The following is a 20,247-nucleotide window of genomic DNA, read 5'->3' as shown; positions in this document are numbered from 1 at the left end:
CGATACCAGTAATAACAAACGCAGGAATTATTCATGAAGAAGCTGATGACTGCCGCTCTGGCGGCTTGTGCCCTGGCGACCTCCGTGACGGCCCAGGCCGCACCGACCAAAATTTGTGTATTCGACATCGTCGGTAATGTTGGCCCCATGATGGGCGCCATGAAAGACTGGCAAACCGCTGCTCTGGGCTGGGGCCTGGAAGCAGAACTGATTCCCTACACCAACGAAGCCATCGCTGCCGAAGACCTGAAAGCCGGCATCTGTGACGCTGCACTGGTGACCGGTATTCGCGGGCGCGGCTTTAACAAATTTGCCGGCACCGTGGACTCCATCGGCTCCATCCCCACTCTGGATCACATGCGCATCGCCCTGCAGGTGCTCTCCATGCCGCAGAGCGCGCCCAAACTGTCACAGGGCTCTTATCAGATAATGGGCATTGCCCCGGCGGGTGCTGCCTATATTTTTGTGAACGATAAAGAGGTCAATTCCCTCGCCAAGGCAGCAGGCAAGCGTGTTGCGGTGCTGGAATATGATGAAACCCAGGCCAAGCTGGTTTCGCAGGTAGGCGCTACCCCGGTAGCCTCCGACATCACCAACTTCTCCACCAAGTTCAACAATGGCGTGGTCGATGTAATTGCCGCTCCCCTGGCGGCCTATGAGGCACTGGAGCTGTACAAGGGCCTGTCCCCTGACGGCGGCATCATCAACTACCCTCTGGTACAGCTGACCATCCAGCTCATCGCCAAGAAAGACGCCTTCACCCCGGAAGTGGCGCAAAAGTCCCGCGAGTACTTCTACAACAATCTCGACCGTATTCTGGATCAGCTCAAGAAGGAAGAATCCAAGGTGGATTCCAAGTGGTGGGTAGAAATCCCCGATGCTGACAAAGGCGAATATGAAGTCCTGATGCAGGAAGCCCGTAACCAGCTTAAGATCGAGGGTTACTATGATCCGGACATGCTGACCCTGCTACGCAAGATCCGCTGCAAGCTGGATCAGAGCCGCGCAGAATGCACCTGATACAGGCTACAACGCGATTGAAGCTTGTTAGTGACTGAACGATAAGAGGCAGCGCCCAGGCATGAGCGCTGCCTCTTTCGTTGTCGGGAGGCGAGGCACGAGTAACGAGTTTCGAAACCAAAAAAACCGTGCTGTTTTCTCGTTACTCGTTACTTAACGGTTCCCTCACAACCCCATCTGCTTCGCAATTACCTCATTCATGATCTCGTGAGTGCCGCCGCCAATGGAAAGAATACGGTTATCGCGGAATAGCCTCTCAACGATGGTGCCGCGCATGTAGCCGCTGCCACCAAATAACTGCACCGCATCATAGGTCACACGGTCGGAACAGCGAGTCGCCACATTCTTGGCCATGGACACATCCAGCACGCAGTTCTCTCCGGCAGCAATTTTTGCCGCCACCCGGTAAGTAAACTCCGTACTCGCCTTGATGTCGGTAGCCATTTCCGCAAGCTTGTGACGAGTGACCTGAAAACCGGCCAGCGGACGGCCAAAGGCTTCCCGCTCCTTCACATAGCGCAGGCACTCATCCAGGGCCAGCTGGGCGGTGCTGTTGGCCGTCACCGCCAGAATCAGGCGCTCCATCTGGAAGTTGCTCATGATGCAGTAGAAGCCACCATTCTCCGGGCCAATCAGGTTCTCCGCCGGCACCCGGCAGTCCTCGAAGAACAGCTCTGCCGTATCGGAGGCCCACCAACCCATCTTTTTCAGCTTACGGCCAACGCTGAAGCCCGGTGTGCCCTTCTCGACAAGCAGCAGGCTGATACCCCCGTAGCCTTGATCACCGGTGCGCACCGCTACAGTGTAGTAATCCGCCCGCACACCACTGGTGATAAAGGTCTTGGACCCGTTTACCACATAGTGATCACCATCACGGACCGCGCGGGTCCGCAGGTTGGCCACGTCAGACCCCCCGTTGGGTTCGGTGATCGCCAGGGCAGAGATCTTCTCGCCACCGATCACTTCGGGAATTACTTTCTCCTTCATGGCCTCGCTGCCCCACTTCCACACTGGCGGCAGGCCGATATCCAGTGAACCCAGGCTGGCGCACAGGCCTCCCGAAGAGCAACGTACCAGCTCCTCACAGGCCGCCACCTTCATGAACACATCCTCACCCGTGCCACCGTATTGCTCCGGCGCATTGATACCAAGAATCCCGGCCTCTGCCGCCTTCCCGTAAAGCTCACGGGGAAACTCGCCAGCCTCTTCCCAGTCATCAACATGGGGAAGAATCTCCCGTTCCACAAATTTTTTAACTGTTGCCCGCACCATCTGGTGGGTTTCATTGAAGTATTCCAGTGCGCTCACAGGGGCTCCCTCTCTAGTCACGATATTAACCAAGCGCTTGCTTGGTCAGACCTTAGCAGAGAGGCAGGGAGAAAGGCTATACACCCGAAAAGGTTATGTGGATTGAACGGAACGGGATTTGCCGCAGGCGTTTGTCAGAAAACGCCTGCAACGGGCTTGTCATGGGGGATTCAGCTTTCGAACGGTCGGCGCGCGCGCAGTGCCTGGGCCAGGGTGGCGCCATCGACAAATTCCAGATCGCCGCCCATGGGCACGCCCTGGGCGATACGGGTCACTTGTACCCCGGCATCCTGAGCCAGATCCAGTACATAATGCGCGGTGGCTTCGCCTTCCACGGTGGTGCCGGTGGCCAGGATCAGCTCGCGAATTTCCCCGCCCTGGAGACGCTGCTCCAGCACATCGAGCCCCAACTCCCGGGGTCCGATGCCATCCAGTGGTGACAACTCCCCCATCAGCACAAAATAGTGTCCAAGGTATTCTCCTGACTGCTCAAACGCCAACACATCGGCAGGGGTAGAAACGATGCAGATCAGCGAAGCATCCCGCTTTGGGCTCTCGCAGATGGGACACAACTCCGCTTCTGCATAATTACGACAGCGCTGACAGTGCTGCACGCCGTCCATGGCCGCATGGAGTGCATCACCAAGCCGGCGCCCCTGCTCACGCCCACGGTCCAGCAGGGCATAGGCCATGCGCTGGGCAGAACGCGGCCCCACGCCGGGCAGGCAAGTGAAGGCATTGATTAACTGGTCAACCAGGGGTGCGTGCTTCAAGGCAAAATCCTAAAGAGGGACTAGAGTTTGAAATCAGGCGGAAACGGGAAACCACCGGCCATGTTCTGCATGTTGTCCTGCTGCTGTTTTTCCACCCGACGCACGGCATCGTTCACTGCAGCAGCCAGCAGGTCTTCCAGTAATTCCTTGTCTTCGCTCATCAGCGAGTCATCCACGCTCACGGATTTCACATCATGGCGACCATTCATGGTCACCTTGACCAGGCCCGCGCCGGCTTCGCCAGTGACTTCCGCGTTGGCGGCCTCTTCCTGCATTTTCTTCATTTTCTCCTGCATGGCCTGGGCCTGCTGCATGAGAGAATTGATATCAAAGTCCATGGGGGTCTCCAAATAAATACGCCTGGCGCTGGGCGCCGAATCCGCAACGCTGAAACACAAAAGTGTCGCGGGGTCAGGCGTCGGGCATCACTATTCTACTGTCTGTTTCGGGGTCACGCTGTCTTCGTCCAGGCGGCCGTTGAAGCGGCCCACCAGCTGCTGCACCACCGGATCCTGGTGCAGGGTGTGTATTGCGTCCGCCAGGATTTCCTGACGTTTGGCTTCGGCCATCAGCTCCGGGGTATCCCCGGCCTTCTGCTCATACTCCACCTGAACCTGGATGCGGCGCTGGAAATAATTTTCAAGGGCCGCTGACAATTCATCGAGACGTTCACGGTTGACCAACACCTGATGACCAGTGCTGATACGCAGGGTCCAGATGTGCTGTTCACGACTGACCAGCACCGCATTGCGGGCGATATTGCGCACCGTGCCATCCAGATCCAGCCGCAGCAGCAACGCCGCCCACCAGGTGGCCACTTCCGCTTCGCTTGTGGGTTCAGGCAGGGGCGCCAGCGGTGTCTCAGGTTCTGCGGTCGGCGTAGCTGGCTGCCCATTATCCGGGTTCCCGCTTTGTTCCCCTGATTGAGCTTCAGCCTGGGACTCTTGCGGTGCGGCCTCCGGGCTCACTGCCTCAGGCTGTTGTCCACTGGCCGGCTCGTCTTCCCAGGGGGGGACGTCCTCTTCCCAGGGCGGGGTATCCTGCGCCGGTGCCGAGGCCACCGTTTGCGAGGGCTCACTGGCCGCCAAGGCAGGCGCGGGGGCCGGCGCCTGATTCACCGACTGGGGCTGGGTCGGTGCCGGTTGTGGCTGCGGATTTGCCGCCGGCCGGGACGCAGGCTGCGCCGCCACCGTGGCCGGCTTCGGAGTATCCAGCAAAGCCCGCAAGTCAGGACGACCATCGGCTTCAGCCGACGGCGCTTGCGGTTCAGGCTTTTTTGCAGGGGCTGCGCCGCCCCCCTGGGCGGGCAGCACACCTTTCGGAGTAAACAGCACCATCCGCAGCAGCAACATTTCCAGCGCCGCACGGGTATCCGGGGCATCCTGCAGGTCACGACGACCACGCAGGGCCACATCGTAATAGAGCTGTACCTGTTCTGCAGTCAGCGCAGCAGCCAGCTTGATCAGGGTCTCGTCCGCCTCACCGGGCACCGCCTGACACACCGCAATCTGGTGCAGTTGGCTGATCAGTTCATCCAGCAGCGCCAGCTCACCGGGGCTGTGTTCACACACCGACGCCAGCGCCTTGAGTACGCCTCCCGATTCCTGTTCCGCCAGCGCCACCAGCAAAGTCAGCACGTGATTGCGATCCACGGTGCCGAGCATGGCATTGACGGCCTCACTGCCCAGCTGTTCTCCGCCAAAGGAAATGGCCTGGTCTGTCAGGCTGAGGGCATCGCGCATGGAGCCCTGCGCGGCCCTGCCCAGAGATAACAGTGCCGGCTCGTCATAACGGATCATTTCCTTGTCCAGCAGCGCCTTCAGGTGACCGGCAATCTGCTCCGGCGGCAGGGCCTTGAGACTGAACTGCAGACAGCGTGACAGCACTGTCACCGGCAGCTTCTGCGGATCAGTGGTGGCAAGCAGGAACTTCACATGGGGCGGTGGCTCTTCCAGGGTCTTGAGCAGTGCATTGAAGGAATGCGCCGAGAGCATGTGCACCTCATCGATCAGGTACACCTTGTAACGACCCCGGGTAGGCGCGTACTGCACGTTGTCCAGCAGCTCGCGGGTGTCTTCCACCTTGGTCCGGCTGGCCGCATCCACCTCAATCAGATCCACGAAGCGGCCTTCGTTGATTTCCAGGCAGGTGGGACAGACACCACAGGGACGGGCACTGACACCTTGCTCGCAATTGAGGCAGCGCGACAGGATCCGCGCGATGGTGGTCTTGCCCACCCCACGGGTACCGGTAAACAGATAGGCGTGGTGCAGACGATCCTGATCCAGCGCATGCATCAGGGCCCGCGAGACATGCTCCTGCCCCACCAGTTCATCAAAGGTGCGGGGACGGTATTTGCGGGCAAGAACCTGATAACTCATAGCACTCCAGCGGCTTTCTTGGCCACCAAGACAAAGGAATTGAAATTCAGCCGCTTATGCTAGCGAAGTTCCCGAAAGGAGGACAGTGCAAGGAGCAGGTTGTGCGAATCTGGAGCGGGATTTGGGTTTTGCGTGAAACGAGGAAGGGGAAGCGAAATTAGGAGGTCTTCCCGCCAGCCACACCCCGGCACACGAGTCCACTGCTACCGTTGCTCCCTTCCGGGCCTGGCGGGGTTTACAGCTTGTCGTTGCGGGGGGACCGACGGGTCGACCATAACGCGCACGGGCCTGGCGGCCACGAAGCGAGGGCGCATTGTGCGACAAAGCGATGTTGCTTTGCAAGACGCTGCCGTTCGTCTGAACAAAGCTTGATCAACACCCGCACAGGTCTACACTGAAATATCGGGGTAGACGGAGACTGCACCATGGCTGGAAAAGGACAAATTCGCATTGCCATCAACGGCTTCGGCCGCATCGGGCGTTGTATTGTCCGCGCCCTCAGCGACCACCCGGCAGGAGACCGCTTTACTCTTGTCGGCATCAATGACCTGGCAGATTTCAAGGTGCTGGCCCACTTGCTGGCCTTCGACAGCACCCACGGCCGCTGGGAGCACTCCGTCCATTACGATAACGGTTATCTGGAAATCGATGGCCATCGCGTTCCCTGTTCTTCCCACAAGGAATTGTCCGACCTGCCCTGGCAAAGTCTCAAACCGGATCTGGTGATCGAGTGTGCCGGCAAATTCAAGACACGCGCCGCGCTGCAGGAGCATCTCACGGCCGGGGCACCGCGCGTGCTGTGCAGTTATCCGGTGGAAGATGCCGATGCCATGGTGGTCTACGGGGTGAACCATGCGAGCCTGAGTGCAGAGCACAGGATTGTCTCCAATGCGTCCTGCACCACCAACTGTCTGGCGCCGCTGGTGGATGTGCTTGATCAGACCTTTACCGTCCGGCAAGGACTGATGACCACCATCCACAGTTACACCAATGATCAGAATCTGGTGGACAAGGCCCACGGCGATTTGTTGCGGGCGCGGGCGGCTGCGGTGAACATGATCCCCACCAGTACCGGTGCGGCGAAGGCTGTGGGCAAGGTGCTTCCCCACCTGGCTGGCAGGCTGGATGGGCTGGCGGTGCGGGTACCAACGCTGAACGTGTCACTAACGGATCTGACCGTACTGCTGGACAAGCCGGCCAGCATGGAGGAAATCCACGAGGCGCTCAGCAATGCTGCCCATGGCCCACTGCAGGGCGTCATGGCGATCAACCACATCCCGCTGGTGTCCGGAGACTTCAATCACCAGCCCTTCTCCTGCATTGTCGATACCAACCACACACGACAGATCGGCCAGCAAACCAAGTTACTGGCCTGGTACGACAATGAATGGGGGTTCAGTCAGCGTATGCTGGATGTGGCGGACTACTGGATGCAGCTCTAGCCTGTTCACCGCAGAGCACTGAAGCGCTGAAGAGGACACCCAGACCGCTGGGAAACAGTCAGTCTGGTCTGTGTGTCCTCTGAGGCAACCCCACCGTTCGTCTTTTGCGTAAGAGCTCAAACGTAATCAGTCGAAGGGGCTGAAGTGCTCTTCGCGGCCGGCTTCTTCGGCTTCATGACGATGACCAGCCATGACCCTCTCGATCTTGCCCGCCTGATTATCATCGTCGGCATCAACCATCATCAGGTAGTCACCTTCCATCACCCTGTCCATATAGGGTGTCAGATGATGATTCTGGCTGGAGACGCCACGCAAACCGCCGAGCCAGGCGCCGAAACAGGTGCCAAACAGGGTCGCACCGATTATCGCACCGGTATCGAGCTGCATTCCCCAAGGATCCATGCCTGCCAGCAGAAAACCGGACAGCAGTCCGATCCCCATACCGGCAAGCGCACCGACAAAACCGGAGTGCATGATGTCGGTCTCTTCCCAGGGAGTAGTACCGTGAACATGGGCCTGGGCAATGGCCATGGTGTCATTACCCATGACATGGAGGTGGTTCTCACCGATACCGACCTGCTGAAGCTCGTTGGTGATGCCCTTCACTGAGGCCAGTGACTTGGTGAAGTAATAGAGTCGTTTCATTGCTTGCCGCTCCCTATGGCTGACAATGGGGTCGCTCCTGATCGTCCTGATCAGGGGTCGGAGGCGCTTGAGGCGGGGCTGACTGCCCTGCCGGACAAGCCAGAAACCGCTTTCTGCAAATCCAAATTAGCAAAAAGGGGTCTGCCCGACCCCTTTACTGTGTCACAAAATTCGCGTCACAAACTGTTAGCGATTAATTGCTTTTTGTAGGTGCAGCCTCTCCATCCACAGGGATAATGCGCGGCTTTTTTTCCTCCGGCACAACCCGCTCCAGGGTCACTGTCAGCAAACCGTCATCCAGTCCCGCCGAGGCCACTTCAACATGGTCGGCCAGCTTGAAGGTACGCTCGAAAGCACGGCGAGCGATGCCCCGATGCAACCAGGTTCGCTCGTCATCCTGCTGGCTGGGCAGACCACCACGGATACGCAGCTCGTTTTCCTGAACGGTAATCTCGATATCACTGCGCCGGAAACCTGCCACCGCCATCACGATGCGATAGCGGCCATCGCTTTCGCGAATAATGTCATAGGGGGGGTAACTGCTGGACTGGTCCGCACGCAGGGCAGCATCCAGCAATTCATCAAAGCGGTCGAATCCCACCGAATGGCGGAACAGGGGCGCAAGGGAAAAACCTGTATTCATCACACTCATCCTCATCAGCCACAGCAGACCCCGCAAGCATCCACTGCATCATGGTTAACAATCAGATTCGCGTGACAGAAAGCGCCTGCCGTGAGTGGCAGAACGCTTCAGACCGGTCTTGTCACAAAACCAGAAATGGGGACGGAAAAACGCTTTTCAAGTGCGCGTAACAGAGCGGGTCAACGGGCAATGGTGAGCCGGGTAATCGCCTGCAAGACGGGCACCTCAAAGCCCTGCGGTGCCCCGGCAGGATAGGTCTCTGCACTCACCGCTAGCGCCAGAGGCTGATCCGCAACCGCCACCGGCACGCGCACACACAATTGTTCCCCTGCGGTGACCGTCCAGCGGGGGCTGCTGCCGCTGTTCCAGCGCTCACTATTACCAGAACAGGCTCGATCCATGAGCAAACCACTCACACCATGAGTCTCGCTGATGAATCGCACCTCACCCGAAAGCGTGGCGTGATAGCGGAAGGTCACCACTGCCTTGCCCCCCGCAGCGACCCGCTGGGTAGCTGGTGCCTGCCATAGTGGCATTGTCACCAGAGCGAGATTCAGAGGCCCGGAATGGCGATCCGGCTGGGCAGTCAGGGGCCAGCTCACTTTCTGGCCCTGGTGCTGACCCGCTACGCCCTGGATATCCGGTACTCGCGGCAGCAGGTACTTTTCCGGCAAGGCCGCCGACAGCGTCATGGCCTGGCCCTGACTCTGTGCCTCCGACAGCCGCAGACTGATGCCACCGGATTTTCCGCTGGCGGCCTGCAGCTCAAGCCCCTTGCTGTCCTTCAGCACGAACGGCACGCCGGGCAAAACCTGCTCGCCATCATCTTGCTTGCCATTAAAGGCCCCGGACGGCTTGCCTGCGCCGTTATCTTCGAACACCAGACCAGACACCCAATGTCCGGCGGGCCGGCACTGGTAGCCCCCTTGCGCCCCGGGCACAGCCAATATCGCGAATCCTGGCCAGGGTTGGGCAGCGGCTGCCAGGCGCTGTCCTGCGCCACCGGCGCCTCCACCGGCAGCCCCCTTTCCACCCGCCAGATCCAGGGTCACCGGCAACAGCGAGCCCGCCGGCATATCCAGCCAAAGCGAGCCTCCGCTGCCGCCTCCACCGCCCGCCCGGCCAGCCACCGTTCCACTGGCACCCGCAAGGGATAGCGTCCCCGGCCCCAGCAGGCCGGCCGCTCTCACCAGCAGCAAACCGCCGCCATTGCCTCCATCACCGCCGTCCCCCTTGCTACGGGCGGCGGCACCGCCACCGCTGCCCAGGCGCAACCCGGCAGGGGCAGTGGCACCGCCCTTGCCGCCGCCGCTCTCGGGCAGACCATCCTGCCCTGCCCGGCCGTTGCCACCACCTCCTCCACTGGCCAGTGCCCGGTGGGAAAGATCCAGCGCGTTGCCCCCCCCGCCCGCCGTGGCCGGTGCTCCCCGCGCCATGTCTCCTGACGGGTAGCCCTGCTCGGACGGCAACAACAATACCGGGGTACCGGCAATGCCTTCTCCCTTGCTGGCATGATGGCCATAGGCCACCTTGCGGTCTGCCTCGCCAGGGCTGGTATAGCGCCAGTCGTCCGGGCTACCCAGCGCGCCCAGCAACGACAACGCCGGAGCGCCCCGTAATCCACTCGCTGACACATCCAGCTGATGGCCATTGAGAGATAACTTGCGGCGTACATCCAGAGCCAGAACCCCACCGGTATACCCATCCCAGGGCAACGCATTGAGGTCCTGTGTCAACGCCAAGGTGTCGTACTGGGGAACCCGGATCAGCTGCCAGCGAAACCGGCCCTGCTGCTTGCTCGCTGGCTGATTGACATAACTGTGCAACAGGCCGCCGCCAGCGCCACCACCACGCACCCGCAGGGTGCTGCCTTCCAGCTGTTCGATACGTACCCATTCAGCGTGCAGCTGGTGACTCTGCAGCCGGCCGTAACGGGCATCATTGTGGGTGAGGATGGTGGCGCCCTGAACCTGCAGCAGCAGCGCAAGATCGCCGGGCATCAGTGGGGACGCACCGCGGGCGCGGCTCAGCGTGAAGGAACGCGTTCCGGCAGTGAGCACCTGGGAATCGGGCCCGGTAAAGTAGGTATTGACCACCGCGCCCACCGGCGAGGAACCGTCACGCCCGGGCTCCGCACACAATTGCCCGTGCACGGCACCTGCAAACAGCAGGCCTGCCAGAATCAGCGCGGCGGATCGAGCCAGTCGGCGGTAGTGTTGTTGCATCGAAACCATCCCGCAATACTGTAGCGTTCGTGGGTGGCTGCCAAGACTTCGTGAGGGATTTTCTCGCTGAGGAAGGCTACCAGGGTGCCTGCACGGGGCTCTACCTCGGTGGCAATGCTGGTGGCATCCGGGCCCGGCCAGACACGCAAGCGCCCACCCCAGTCACTCTGCCAGCCTTCATTCAGGTACAACACCACGGACAACAAACGACCGTTGTTACCGTTGAACGCATCCATGTGGCGCTGGTAATAATCACCCGGCCCGTAAATGGCAAAATGCGATTCCAGCTCAAACAGCCCCATAAACAGGGACTGGTTCACAGCCATACGCAACGCTTCCATATATTCCAGCCACTGGCACTGGGCCAGGGTGTCGCCCTTCAACCAACAGGTTCGGTCACTGCGAATACGGGTGTCTTTCTGGTAATCCTGACGACGGCCAATGCCTGCAAGGCGGAACTCGCCCAGACGATCACGTTCCCGGGCTTCCTTGCGCAAAGCGCGCACCAGAGAAAGCGGGGCAAAGCCGGGTGACACTGCAAAGCTGTCACGCACCAGCCCCTCGACCAGACCATCAAGGTGCCCCCCTCCTACCCCGCCAACGAGATCCGCGCTGTCCTGCATCTCAGTGCAGCGCCTCACCGGGACCGCTGTCGAATTCGTCAGGCCAGATCAGCCAGTTGTATTCCTGACATTCGTCCATCAGCTGCAAGGTCGCGTCAACGGTGGCCTGAACAAAATAAATGAACTGCTCAAAACTGATGCCCCTTCGGCTCAGCAACAGATCACAGGCCACCAGCCGCGGCAGGGAGTCATCGTTCACATCCAGGAACAGCTTTACTGACGGGTACGCCATATTGAGGCGGCTGAGTTCGGCCTGCACGGCAAAAAGCGCAGCCGGACGAACTTCCAGTTCTGTGGTCAGCAGTACGCCATCGTCTTCCACAAACAGGCGTGCATCGACCACGCCTTCACGTCCCTGCAACTCGGAAAGATGCAGGCCATGACAATGCTCGCAGATATAGTGCTGGATATTGGCTTGCTGCAACCACTGCTTGATCTGGTTCGCATCAGCCTGAACAACGCCTAACATGATTTCTCCCTTGTCCGGCAATGGCCGCGAATCATCAGCTATCAGCAATCAAAAAGGAATAGAAACCCGGCAATTTTGGTCATTGGGTCGGCGAAAGCCCATGCGTATCATCCTTTTCTTCCAGTTTGAGGAGAACAATAATGACAATTCCCCACGTGGCCTTCCTGTCCAGCGACACCCTGCACACGAAAACCGAGGGTTTCATCACCCGCATGAGAGGTGGTGCCAGCAAACCCGAACCCCGGGAAATCGAGTCCATCATGGCTATTTTCCTTGATGAGGCCCTGCAGGCCTTCATGGTTCGCGCCGCAGAAGCTGCCGGGCTGTCTTCGAGCCTGTTCCGGGTGGTCAACATGACCTGTCAGACGATCAACAAGGCCTCCTCAATCGTGATCGGCCGCAGCGCAAAGAAAATGGACCTGAAGCAGAACAAGGCAGCCGCCGAGTACATGGATGCCGTTCGCCAGCCCGGAACGGAAGGCGAAGGCTGGTACGTGGCTTTTCCCGTGAGCGAAAGCCTGGCTATCAAGGGCAACAATCTCCCCGACCTGTGCGCCAACGGCGACTATGTGGAAGCGCGCAGGGAACTTGAGGAGTACCTGCTGGAAGTGACTGATGAGGCCATCAACTGGTACTTCGAAAAACCCATGGCATTACTGGGGTTTGGCCCAGTACTGCGCAAGCTGGCCAGCGTGGGGGTAGAAACCACCCGCAAGGCGTCCCGCAGCCTGATCCACAACCTGATCCCCAAACTGGATAACGATCAGCTCACGGCTTCGTCACAGTATCAGGCCAGTATGCTGATGGCGTTCGAGGATCGACACCGTTGACAGTGCGCCAACCTGCGGTTGCCGACTGAATAACTCGCCCTACAGACTGCACGTCTTTTAATAACAAATACTTACACAGGAAAAGTACTGAAGGGCAACTTCACCAACTTTTTACAAATCTACTTATTCAACGGATTGCGCAGCAATAACACGGCTCTCTACTATCAATTGGTATTCGCCATATTTAATCAGGACGAGGAGTGAGCCGTGTCTTTGCGCCATGCCATACTTGTATTGCTACAAGATCAAGAAGCCAGCGGTTATGACCTCGCTCGCGAATTTGCCAACAGTATCGGGCTGGTCTGGAATGCCACCCATCAACAGATCTATCTGGAACTTGGCAAACTAAACGAACAGGACATGGTCAAGTACCGTCACATTCCCCAGGACGGCAAGCCCGACAAAAAGCTTTACCGCATCACCGACACCGGCCGCGATGAACTGATTCGCTGGTTGCGCAAACCCGCAGCGCCCCCCCGCATTCGTGATTCCTTCATGGTGAAGATTGCCGGCGGCGCCTTGAGTGAACCTTCCGCCGTATTGCGGGAACTGGAAGACCAGGCTGACCTGCGCCGGGAACGTCTGAGTACCTTCGAAGCGCTTGCCCTGGCTCTGTCGGAGCGCAATACCGAAAAGGACATGTACACCTATTTGACCTTGCGCCGCGGCATTCTCGACCAGCAGGCCTGGCTGAGCTGGGCAGACGAGGTCCGTAGCGAACTGCACAAACGGGAAAATCTGCCCACCTCTGCATGATCCCCATTGCCGTGGCCGGGGCACTGTTCAATCAGCTCGTCTGGTTGATACAGGCCCCGCCCCTGATCCCCTGCACCCCTTTCGAGGATGCAGGCGCTCTGCTGAAACGCGAATGGCTCAGGGACCCCGGCCTGATCGGTAAAGCCGTAGCATGGCTAGACGATCTCAACCCACCCCAGCGCCTCGGGCTGGCCTTTGAGCAATGGGTCGCAGCACTGGTCACAGTCAGTGAAGGGCTGGAGCTGGTGGACCGCAACCTGCCAATACGTCACGAACAGGCTACTCTGGGCGAACTCGACATGCTGGTGCGCGACCGCGACAGCGGCAAGCTTTGGCATTGGGAGCTGGCCCTGAAGTTTTATCTTGGCACCGCAGACCACTGGTATGGGCCCAACAGTCGCGACACCCTGGCGCGTAAATACCGGCATCTGGTGGAACAACAATTGCCTCGCAGCACCCTGCCGGAGTGCCAACAATTATTGGCCCAACGCGGCCTGCGGGTTGACGGCCAGGCCCTGCTCACGCGTGGGCGACTGTTTTATCGTAAGGGACATCCAGACTCACCGCCCCGTCATCCGCAGCATGAAAGAGGCTGGTGGCTACCCACCCACAGCCTGCCTCAACAATGCTGGCACGTCATTGATAAGAAAAACTGGCCACTGCCAATAATGTCGGACAAAAGTACCACTTCTATTGATACCCCAGAACTGATTGACTATGTTGAGTCGCAGTCACGCCCGCTTATGGTGCTCTCAGCATTGCGTCCTGAGCCGGGTTTCATCGTTCCAGTCAGCTGGCCAAATTCATGAATTTTCAACCTCAACCCCTCTCTCTGGTTGATGACCGGGGACAGGTCGCCTTGGGCGTTTTTCCCGACACGGTGTCACAGGTTAATGGTCGCGATGCCGATTACCGCACTCCCATGGGCAACCGTGCCAGCGCCATGGCGCGGCATTTCCATTACAAGCAATTTCAGTATTTCGGCATTATCAGTGATGAGCTGCTGGCAGGCTGCGCACTGGCCCATACCGCCTGGCTTGGCATGGCGTTTTTCTATATTTTCGAGCCGCGTACCGGCACGCTGAAGGAATACACGTGGCGCTCGCCGCTGGGACGGGATCTGCAGATGTCCAGCTCACCCCGCCAGGGCAGCAGTCACTTCCGCCAGAAAGGCGTTCAGATCGAACTGGGCTATCAGGAACACAACAACACCCTGACCAAAACCCTGTCCGTTACCCTTGATGACCTGCAGCTGCAGGCCACCATGTCCGAAGGGAATCACTACCAGCCCATGTCCCTGTGCACACGCACCGGGGTGAATGGCTGGGTTTACGCCAACAAGGTTGCCGGCAAGACAGTGACCGGCACCCTGACCCGCAAAGGTGAATCGCAGTGCCTGGAAGCGCTGGATGCCTGCGGCCACCATGATTTTTCGGCCGGTTACATGCGCCGTGAGACATTCTGGAACTGGGCCTGCCTGTCCACCCAGGCAGAAGGAAAACGCATTGGTCTCAACCTGTCCTGTGGCGTGAATGAAACCACCTTTTCGGAAAACTGTCTGTGGGTGGATGACACGCTGATCCCCACCGGTGGAGTCATGTTTGATTACCACCGCGATGATCTGATGCAACCCTGGCGTATCCGCAGCCTGTGCGGCCGCGTCGAACTGACGTTTACCCCAAGCGGCAACCATCGCGAGCGCCTCAATCTCGGTTTGTTCGCCAGTAATTTCAACCAACTTTTCGGTCGTTTTGATGGCCAGCTACGTCTGGATGACGGCAGCACCATTGCCATCAATAGCCGCTATGGTTTTGTCGAGGAGCAATACGCAAAATGGTAGAAAACAACAATCAGGAACCACAGGATATTCACCAGGAAAAAGTGAACGAAAAGCTGCGGCGCGGCATTTTCTGGATCGTTCAGTACTGGCGAGAACTGTTCAATTTCCGCTTCGACAAATACATGATCATCCAGGTACTGCCGGGGGTGTATGGCATCGCCCTGACCGCCATTGGCATGGGCCTGTTATACCTGTGCGTGGAAGCGTTCATGGCTTCCACCTGGCGAGGGTTGTTCTATTTCTTTATCGCCGCCCCGGTGACGTTCCTGGTGCTGGCCTCCGTGCTACGCGCCCTGCTCGAGTTCTACATGGTGGTGTTCAAGATTTCAGAACACGTGGATGAGCTGGTCGGGTTACGCGATACCGTGGACCGCCTTTCCGGCATTGGTGACACGGTGGATGAGATGGTCTCGGTAACCCGGCGCATCCCGTTCTGGCGAGTGCTGTCAGGTCGCTCAATCGATCCGAAAACCGGCAAGACTGCTCGCAGGGATGAGAATCGCAAGGATAAGGACAAGCAGGACAAGTCGGAGTAAATGCCAGCTTCAGGGGGAGGCGTCTGCCCTCCCCCTCCTGGCCTGGATTCCAGCTTCTAGATCACCACTTCAAGGGCAGTGAGCAGCAGCCGCTGGTACACATGCTCTTTCACTCCATCCGGTTTCTTCAGCCCCATTCGCGCGAGCTCTTCGGCAAATTCGGTTTCGCTACCTTCATGGAACAGAGCCTTGTTGCCCAATTCCATATATTCCTTGTGACTGACTTTTTCCTTCAGCCAGGTCAGAGCCTTGAGAAGCCGCTGCTCCGTTTCGGTGAAATCTGCGCCGAGCGGGAATAACGGGAAGCTGGTCTCGCCACACCGGGCGGCAATCTCGTGTAAATGCTCTGGATTATTCCGGCGATGCGGTTCGGGTATCTGGTAATCCTTGCGCAGTTTGCCTGCGGCCTGGGCCTCTTCCATCAGGCTGACCTGAAAGCGACTATCTGACACGTTCAGCATGGCCATGACCACTTCTTCATCGGTCTTGCCACGCAGATCCGCCACGCCGTATTCCGTCACCACCACATCACGCAAGTGTCGGGGAATCGTGTTGTGGGCATAACCAAAGACCACATTGCTCATGGCTTCGCTGGCCCGTTCCCGCCAGGCACGAACCATGAGGATAGAACGGGCCCGATCCAGTTCGTGGGCCTGACTGACAAAATTGTACTGCCCCCCCACACCACTCAACACCCGACCATCATCCACCTGATCTGCCACACCGGCACCCAGCAGGGTGACGGTAAAGGCGGTATTCACAAAACGTGCATCCTGGCGCTGCAGGCGCTTGAGCCCTTCTTCGCCGTAAAGATGATTCACAAAGCTGATGCGGGTCATATTGATAGCAGCGCGCTGTGCAGGTTCCATGTCCCGCAATCGCTGATAGAACGCCCTGGGACCGAGAAAGAACCCGCCGTGCATAACGATACCGCCGCGCAGACGGTCCCCGAACACCGCTTTCAGGGCCTCACGGGTGGTGCGGTCATCCAGATCATTGGCTACCTTCACCCCATTAGGCAACTCCAGCTGGTCACCGTGCTTGCTGACGTTATCGCGAAAAATGCCGAAGCGCTTGAGGGTACGCAGCTGCGCGCGATCCAGACGGCGGCTGATGGCGGATTGCTCTCTCAGGGCGTCCAGCAAGGCTAACCCGGGCAGTACCGGTTCGTGCATTTCCAGCTGCTGCAGGGCCTCCCAGTCATACACCGGGCGGCGAATAATCCCGTCATGCACTAATTGCAGCAGGCCATGCGTAACCATTTCACTGCATCCATACAGGCCTTCCCGGAATGCCTCAGTGCCGCCTTCCGCAGCAATCATCTGCTGCTGGGTGGCCGGCAGTCCCCATGCATTCAGAGGCTGCAGGTAACGCTCATTATCCTGGTCACGCAGCCGCAGGTGATGCACCAGTGCATCACCCAGGGCACCAATACCGATCTGTAAGGTTCCGCCGTCACGGATCAGCGTGCTGGCGTGAAGCCCGACGAAATGATCCTGTATGTTGACCGGCATGTTTGGGGTGCTGAACAGACGGGTATGGCCGTCCGGGTCATCGACCACCATATCCATGTGCGGCAACCAGTCGTCCACTCGGGCATCGTTTTCCATGAAGGGCAAATCGCGATGTACCTGTCCCACCGAGATGATGGTTTCTCCCGCTTCCCGACGGGCCAGCAACAACGGCATCAAATCCAGGGTCACTTCCGGGTTGCAGGCAAAGCTGTACTCGTCTGCGCCATCCACATTACGGTGGGCCAGCAGTTGCGCCACCACATTGATCCCGCGGGCGTTCAGATCCCGCGCCACATGGGTATAGTTGCTGGAAATGTAATGCTGCTGGGCACTGTCGCTGCCGAGCATGCTGCCGGGTTGAAAAAAGAATTCATACACCCGGATATTGTCCGGTAACGCGTTTTTCTTAACGGGCTTGAGATAGGCCAGTTCTTCATAATCACCAAACACGCGGTCGGCAAAGGGCTCCAGAAAACGTTTTTCCAGCTCGCTACCTGCCCCGGGCCGGCCCAGAGACAAGGCAGTAAAGATATCCAGCGACAGGCTCGAGTCCTGCTCCACACGGCGGTAAAGCGCGTTGACAAAACGATTGGGCTTACCCAGCCCGAGGGGCATGGCGAGACGAATCTCCCCGCCGGTTTTCTCAATCACCGCATCCACGGCGCGCTCAACACTTTCCATCCGTTCTGTCACGACGACTCCTTATCTAGTGCGAGGATGTTTTCGACACAAACGTCACCAGTACCACACCCACCACGATTAACCCCATCCCCATCACCGCAGGCAGATCCGGTTTCTGGTCAAAGACCAACAGGCCCACCAGGGCAATCAATACGATACCTGTCCCGGCCCAGACCGCATAGGCGATTCCCATGGGAACGGTGCGCAAAGTCAGGGACAAGGCGTAGAAGGCGATGGCGTAACCGATGACGGTAACCACTGAAGGCCAGAGCCGGGTAAAACCCTGGGAGGCATTCAATGCCGAGGTGGCGATAACTTCCGCCACGATGGCGATGGTCAGATAGAGATACCCCATGGAGGAGAAACCCTGAATCAGTCAGAGGGTGCGCTGCGCAATTGCGACAGCAAGGACTTCCAGTGTGCCATCTGTTGGTGGACAAAGTCAGCGTCTGCATGACGCACAATCAGCACCAGTCGGGTACGGGTGTCTTCATCCGGCCATTGATTCATGGGGGTCAGCTCCGGATCGGCAGAGCCTGTCCACTGAACCAGCAGCGGGCCATCCAGATTTTCCACTTTCAGCAGGCCCTTCACCCGTACCAGTGCATCACCACACTGGCCGGCCAGTTGCCGCAGCGCCGCTTGCCAGTGCTCCCAGCTGAGAGAATAAGGCCAGGCCAAAGAGGCACTATAGAGCTGATGGCGAGAGGGTGACCTTTTTGCCTGTGTGATTGGCGACAGCGATGACGCTTGCGGCTGCGCAAATTGAAAGCGGCCGGTGACACGGCAACGCCGCGCAAAATGGCGATCCAGCACATCGGGCGGGACTGGCGTTGGGAATTGTTCCGCCGTCGGATTAAGCGCCGACAGCTGCTGCCTGAACAGCACCAGACTATCGCTCTTTGCCTGATCCACCCGGGACAACAACAGTAAATCTGCGCCCTGTATCTGTTCCAGGCATTCCGGGTGGCGCTGAATGGAGGCCGCCCCGGCAGCCACATCCACCACAGTCAGTACAGACTGGCAAACAAATCGCTTGCGCAGCCAGGGATCCTGCTCCAGCGGCGCCAGCACCCCGGAAGGTTCTGCGGCACCGGTGGTTTCCAGTACCACCATGGAGAATTCAGGAATGTCGCCATTCTTGCGTGCCATGAACAGGTTACGCAGCGTGGAAGACAGTGATCCCTGCACCACACAACATACGCATCCCCCGGCCAGCAGTGTCACCGGCACCCCTGCCTTGCGGGTAAGGTGCTGATCAATGCCGATGTCACCCAGCTCATTGATCAACACCGCCAGATCTTGCCGCTGTTCCAGCCAGGCATTGAGCTGGGTGGTCTTGCCGCTGCCGAGGAACCCGGTCAGCACCACTACCGGGATGCGGTCCATGCTCAGGCCAGCGACCAGGGCAGCTCCTGCCCGGCATAAAACGGCACCATGGCCTCGCCAGCAGCATCAATCACTTCCGGCACCGACCAGGGCTTGCGCACCAGAGTCACGGTATCGGTGTGATAGGGCATACGGTAGAAATCAGCACCGAAGCGGCTGGCAAAACCTTCCAGCTTGTCCAGGGCGTTATGCTGTTCCAGAAAGCTGGCATACAGCGGCAAGGCGGCACGGGCAGAGTAACAGCCTGCACAACCACAGGCGGCTTCCTTCTTGTTACGGGCATGGGGGGCAGAATCCGTTCCCAGGAAGAAACGGTGGTGCCCTTCCAGCACAGCCTGCTGGATCACTTCCTGATGCTGACGGCGCTTCAGGATAGGCAGGCAGTAATTGTGCGGACGCACCCCGCCCACCAGCATGTCGTTGCGATTCATGAGCAAATGCTGCGGGGTAATGGTGGCCGCCGTCAGGTCATTCACTTCCTGTACAAAGTGGACGGCTTCCGCCGTGGTGACATGCTCGAAAACAACACGCAGCGCCGGGAACTGACGTCGGATATCGTAGAGGTAACGATCGATAAAGATTTTTTCACGGTCAAAGATATCGATATCGGCGTCGGTCACTTCGCCGTGGACCAGCAGCGGGATATCGTGCTTTTCCATGGCCTCATAAAGATGGGTGATCTTGCCCGGGTCGGTAACACCACTGTCCGAGTTGGTGGTCGCCCCTGCCGGGTAGAGCTTGAAGGCATGGACAAATTCACATTCAGCAGCGCGCGCCACCTCTTCCACCGGGGTGCGATCGGTGAGGTACAGGACCATCAGCGGTTCGAAACTCACACCACCTGGCACCTGGGCCAGAATCCGCTCCCGATAGGCGCGGGCCTCGGCCACCGTGGTCACCGGCGGCGTCAGGTTCGGCATCACGATAGCCCGACCAAACACGTTTGCCGTGGCCGGCACGGTTTCCGCCAACATGGCTCCATCACGGAAATGCAGATGCCAGTCATCCGGGCGGGTAATGGTCAGGGTATCAGTCATGGAATCACCTTTTTACCGAGGTCTGTGCGGGGCGAGAGGGCACACATTGTAGCGGAATCGGAAAACAAGATCGCCATCCGCACGCGCCGGCATCCTCTGGCGAGGATATACGAGGGAAACGAGAGAAGAGCAAGG

Annotated in this window: 20 protein-coding genes and 1 other RNA gene; 7 read left to right on the top strand and 14 right to left on the bottom strand. The window is 58.8% G+C overall.

The features are described from left to right. Positions 1–33: 33 nt before the first annotated feature. Positions 34–1,020: a putative solute-binding protein gene (locus tag GQF00_RS14040; protein WP_161319765.1), complete on the top strand. Its 987-nt coding sequence runs from the start codon at positions 34–36 to the stop codon at positions 1,018–1,020. A 165-nt stretch (positions 1,021–1,185) separates the two neighbouring features. Here the strand turns inward: GQF00_RS14040 and GQF00_RS14035 are convergent, their stop codons facing one another. The 5 genes from GQF00_RS14035 to ffs form a co-directional block, all read right to left on the bottom strand. Continuing rightward, positions 1,186–2,328, bottom strand: a complete 1,143-nt coding sequence (locus GQF00_RS14035) for an acyl-CoA dehydrogenase family protein (protein ID WP_161319764.1) — start codon at positions 2,326–2,328, stop codon at positions 1,186–1,188. Positions 2,329–2,498: 170 nt separating this feature from the next. Beyond that, complete coding sequence (recR, locus tag GQF00_RS14030; protein ID WP_161319763.1) at positions 2,499–3,101, bottom strand: recombination mediator RecR; 603 nt, start codon at positions 3,099–3,101, stop codon at positions 2,499–2,501. Between the two features lie 20 nt (positions 3,102–3,121). After that, complete coding sequence (locus tag GQF00_RS14025) at positions 3,122–3,439, bottom strand: YbaB/EbfC family nucleoid-associated protein (protein WP_161319762.1); 318 nt, start codon at positions 3,437–3,439, stop codon at positions 3,122–3,124. A 90-nt stretch (positions 3,440–3,529) separates the two neighbouring features. Further along, complete coding sequence (dnaX, locus tag GQF00_RS14020) at positions 3,530–5,482, bottom strand: DNA polymerase III subunit gamma/tau (protein WP_161319761.1); 1,953 nt, start codon at positions 5,480–5,482, stop codon at positions 3,530–3,532. Between the two features lie 168 nt (positions 5,483–5,650). Then, an RNA gene (gene ffs, locus GQF00_RS14015) (signal recognition particle sRNA small type) lies at positions 5,651–5,747 on the bottom strand. Between the two features lie 160 nt (positions 5,748–5,907). Here ffs and gap point away from each other — a divergent pair. Further along, the gene (gene gap / locus GQF00_RS14010) at positions 5,908–6,924 is read left to right on the top strand and encodes a type I glyceraldehyde-3-phosphate dehydrogenase (protein WP_161319760.1); all 1,017 of its coding nucleotides are present in this window, start codon (positions 5,908–5,910) and stop codon (positions 6,922–6,924) included. Positions 6,925–7,050: 126 nt separating this feature from the next. On the opposite strand, the gene GQF00_RS14005 is transcribed toward gap, so the two are convergent. The 5 genes from GQF00_RS14005 to GQF00_RS13985 all read right to left on the bottom strand — a co-directional run bounded on the left by GQF00_RS14005 (position 7,051) and on the right by GQF00_RS13985 (position 11,529). Continuing rightward, the gene (locus GQF00_RS14005; protein ID WP_161319759.1) at positions 7,051–7,569 is read right to left on the bottom strand and encodes a hypothetical protein; all 519 of its coding nucleotides are present in this window, start codon (positions 7,567–7,569) and stop codon (positions 7,051–7,053) included. Between the two features lie 193 nt (positions 7,570–7,762). Then, entirely contained in the window at positions 7,763–8,212 is a 450-nt protein-coding gene (locus GQF00_RS14000; protein ID WP_161319758.1) for an Hsp20 family protein, read from the bottom strand. Between the two features lie 179 nt (positions 8,213–8,391). Further along, entirely contained in the window at positions 8,392–10,437 is a 2,046-nt protein-coding gene (locus GQF00_RS13995; RefSeq protein ID WP_161319757.1) for a hypothetical protein, read from the bottom strand. After that, the gene (locus GQF00_RS13990) at positions 10,395–11,060 is read right to left on the bottom strand and encodes a 2OG-Fe(II) oxygenase (RefSeq protein WP_161319756.1); all 666 of its coding nucleotides are present in this window, start codon (positions 11,058–11,060) and stop codon (positions 10,395–10,397) included. Before GQF00_RS13990 ends, GQF00_RS13995 begins: the two co-directional genes overlap by 43 nt. A gap of 1 nt (position 11,061) precedes the next feature. Beyond that, positions 11,062–11,529, bottom strand: coding sequence for a YbjN domain-containing protein (locus GQF00_RS13985; RefSeq protein WP_161319755.1), 468 nt, complete (start codon positions 11,527–11,529; stop codon positions 11,062–11,064). 140 nt (positions 11,530–11,669) lie between these two features. On the opposite strand from GQF00_RS13985, the gene GQF00_RS13980 reads away from it, so the two are divergent. From GQF00_RS13980 to GQF00_RS13960, 5 genes are all read left to right on the top strand, one after another. After that, positions 11,670–12,359 (top strand): hypothetical protein, encoded by a 690-nt coding sequence (locus GQF00_RS13980; protein ID WP_161319754.1) that lies wholly within the window; start codon positions 11,670–11,672, stop codon positions 12,357–12,359. Positions 12,360–12,566: 207 nt separating this feature from the next. Continuing rightward, positions 12,567–13,115: a PadR family transcriptional regulator gene (locus tag GQF00_RS13975; RefSeq protein ID WP_161319753.1), complete on the top strand. Its 549-nt coding sequence runs from the start codon at positions 12,567–12,569 to the stop codon at positions 13,113–13,115. Further along, on the top strand, positions 13,112–13,924 hold the full coding sequence (locus GQF00_RS13970; protein WP_161319752.1) for a DUF1853 family protein: 813 nt from the start codon (positions 13,112–13,114) through the stop codon (positions 13,922–13,924). The genes GQF00_RS13975 and GQF00_RS13970 overlap by 4 nt, the downstream gene beginning before the upstream one ends. After that, the gene (locus GQF00_RS13965; protein ID WP_161319751.1) at positions 13,921–14,955 is read left to right on the top strand and encodes a DUF2804 domain-containing protein; all 1,035 of its coding nucleotides are present in this window, start codon (positions 13,921–13,923) and stop codon (positions 14,953–14,955) included. The genes GQF00_RS13970 and GQF00_RS13965 overlap by 4 nt, the downstream gene beginning before the upstream one ends. Continuing rightward, positions 14,949–15,491: a DUF4282 domain-containing protein gene (locus GQF00_RS13960; RefSeq protein ID WP_161319750.1), complete on the top strand. Its 543-nt coding sequence runs from the start codon at positions 14,949–14,951 to the stop codon at positions 15,489–15,491. Before GQF00_RS13965 ends, GQF00_RS13960 begins: the two co-directional genes overlap by 7 nt. 56 nt (positions 15,492–15,547) lie before the next feature. Here the strand turns inward: GQF00_RS13960 and GQF00_RS13955 are convergent, their stop codons facing one another. Genes GQF00_RS13955 through pyrC form a run of 4 tightly spaced genes read right to left on the bottom strand, consistent with a single transcriptional unit; the run spans position 15,548 to position 20,112 of the window. Further along, positions 15,548–17,686: an acetyl-CoA hydrolase/transferase family protein gene (locus GQF00_RS13955; RefSeq protein ID WP_202560535.1), complete on the bottom strand. Its 2,139-nt coding sequence runs from the start codon at positions 17,684–17,686 to the stop codon at positions 15,548–15,550. A gap of 25 nt (positions 17,687–17,711) precedes the next feature. Further along, positions 17,712–18,041: a multidrug efflux SMR transporter gene (locus tag GQF00_RS13950; RefSeq protein ID WP_161319748.1), complete on the bottom strand. Its 330-nt coding sequence runs from the start codon at positions 18,039–18,041 to the stop codon at positions 17,712–17,714. Positions 18,042–18,058: 17 nt separating this feature from the next. Then, the gene (locus GQF00_RS13945; protein ID WP_161319747.1) at positions 18,059–19,075 is read right to left on the bottom strand and encodes a GTP-binding protein; all 1,017 of its coding nucleotides are present in this window, start codon (positions 19,073–19,075) and stop codon (positions 18,059–18,061) included. Positions 19,076–19,077: 2 nt separating this feature from the next. Then, entirely contained in the window at positions 19,078–20,112 is a 1,035-nt protein-coding gene (pyrC, locus tag GQF00_RS13940; RefSeq protein ID WP_161319746.1) for a dihydroorotase, read from the bottom strand. Positions 20,113–20,247: the final 135 nt, after the last annotated feature.

This window comes from Alcanivorax sp. DP30 (assembly GCF_009882945.1).
Taxonomy (GTDB): Bacteria; Pseudomonadota; Gammaproteobacteria; order Pseudomonadales; family Alcanivoracaceae; genus Alcanivorax.
This window is presented reverse-complemented; position numbering and strand designations above follow the sequence as displayed.

Excerpts from the sequence above, each read along its gene's own strand:
- GQF00_RS14040 (WP_161319765.1), top strand. The coding sequence starts at position 34 with ATGAAGAAGCTGATGACTGCCGCTCTGGCGGCTTGTGCCCTGGCGACC.
- GQF00_RS14025 (WP_161319762.1), bottom strand. The coding sequence starts at position 3,439 with ATGGACTTTGATATCAATTCTCTCATGCAGCAGGCCCAGGCCATGCAG.
- dnaX (WP_161319761.1), bottom strand. The coding sequence starts at position 5,482 with ATGAGTTATCAGGTTCTTGCCCGCAAATACCGTCCCCGCACCTTTGAT.
- gap (WP_161319760.1), top strand. The coding sequence starts at position 5,908 with ATGGCTGGAAAAGGACAAATTCGCATTGCCATCAACGGCTTCGGCCGC.
- GQF00_RS14005 (WP_161319759.1), bottom strand. The coding sequence starts at position 7,569 with ATGAAACGACTCTATTACTTCACCAAGTCACTGGCCTCAGTGAAGGGC.
- GQF00_RS14000 (WP_161319758.1), bottom strand. The coding sequence starts at position 8,212 with ATGAATACAGGTTTTTCCCTTGCGCCCCTGTTCCGCCATTCGGTGGGA.
- GQF00_RS13995 (WP_161319757.1), bottom strand. The coding sequence starts at position 10,437 with ATGCAACAACACTACCGCCGACTGGCTCGATCCGCCGCGCTGATTCTG.
- GQF00_RS13990 (WP_161319756.1), bottom strand. The coding sequence starts at position 11,060 with ATGCAGGACAGCGCGGATCTCGTTGGCGGGGTAGGAGGGGGGCACCTT.
- GQF00_RS13985 (WP_161319755.1), bottom strand. The coding sequence starts at position 11,529 with ATGTTAGGCGTTGTTCAGGCTGATGCGAACCAGATCAAGCAGTGGTTG.
- GQF00_RS13980 (WP_161319754.1), top strand. The coding sequence starts at position 11,670 with ATGACAATTCCCCACGTGGCCTTCCTGTCCAGCGACACCCTGCACACG.
- GQF00_RS13970 (WP_161319752.1), top strand. The coding sequence starts at position 13,112 with ATGATCCCCATTGCCGTGGCCGGGGCACTGTTCAATCAGCTCGTCTGG.
- GQF00_RS13965 (WP_161319751.1), top strand. The coding sequence starts at position 13,921 with ATGAATTTTCAACCTCAACCCCTCTCTCTGGTTGATGACCGGGGACAG.
- GQF00_RS13960 (WP_161319750.1), top strand. The coding sequence starts at position 14,949 with ATGGTAGAAAACAACAATCAGGAACCACAGGATATTCACCAGGAAAAA.
- GQF00_RS13955 (WP_202560535.1), bottom strand. The coding sequence starts at position 17,686 with ATGGAAAGTGTTGAGCGCGCCGTGGATGCGGTGATTGAGAAAACCGGC.
- GQF00_RS13950 (WP_161319748.1), bottom strand. The coding sequence starts at position 18,041 with ATGGGGTATCTCTATCTGACCATCGCCATCGTGGCGGAAGTTATCGCC.
- GQF00_RS13945 (WP_161319747.1), bottom strand. The coding sequence starts at position 19,075 with ATGGACCGCATCCCGGTAGTGGTGCTGACCGGGTTCCTCGGCAGCGGC.
- pyrC (WP_161319746.1), bottom strand. The coding sequence starts at position 20,112 with ATGACTGATACCCTGACCATTACCCGCCCGGATGACTGGCATCTGCAT.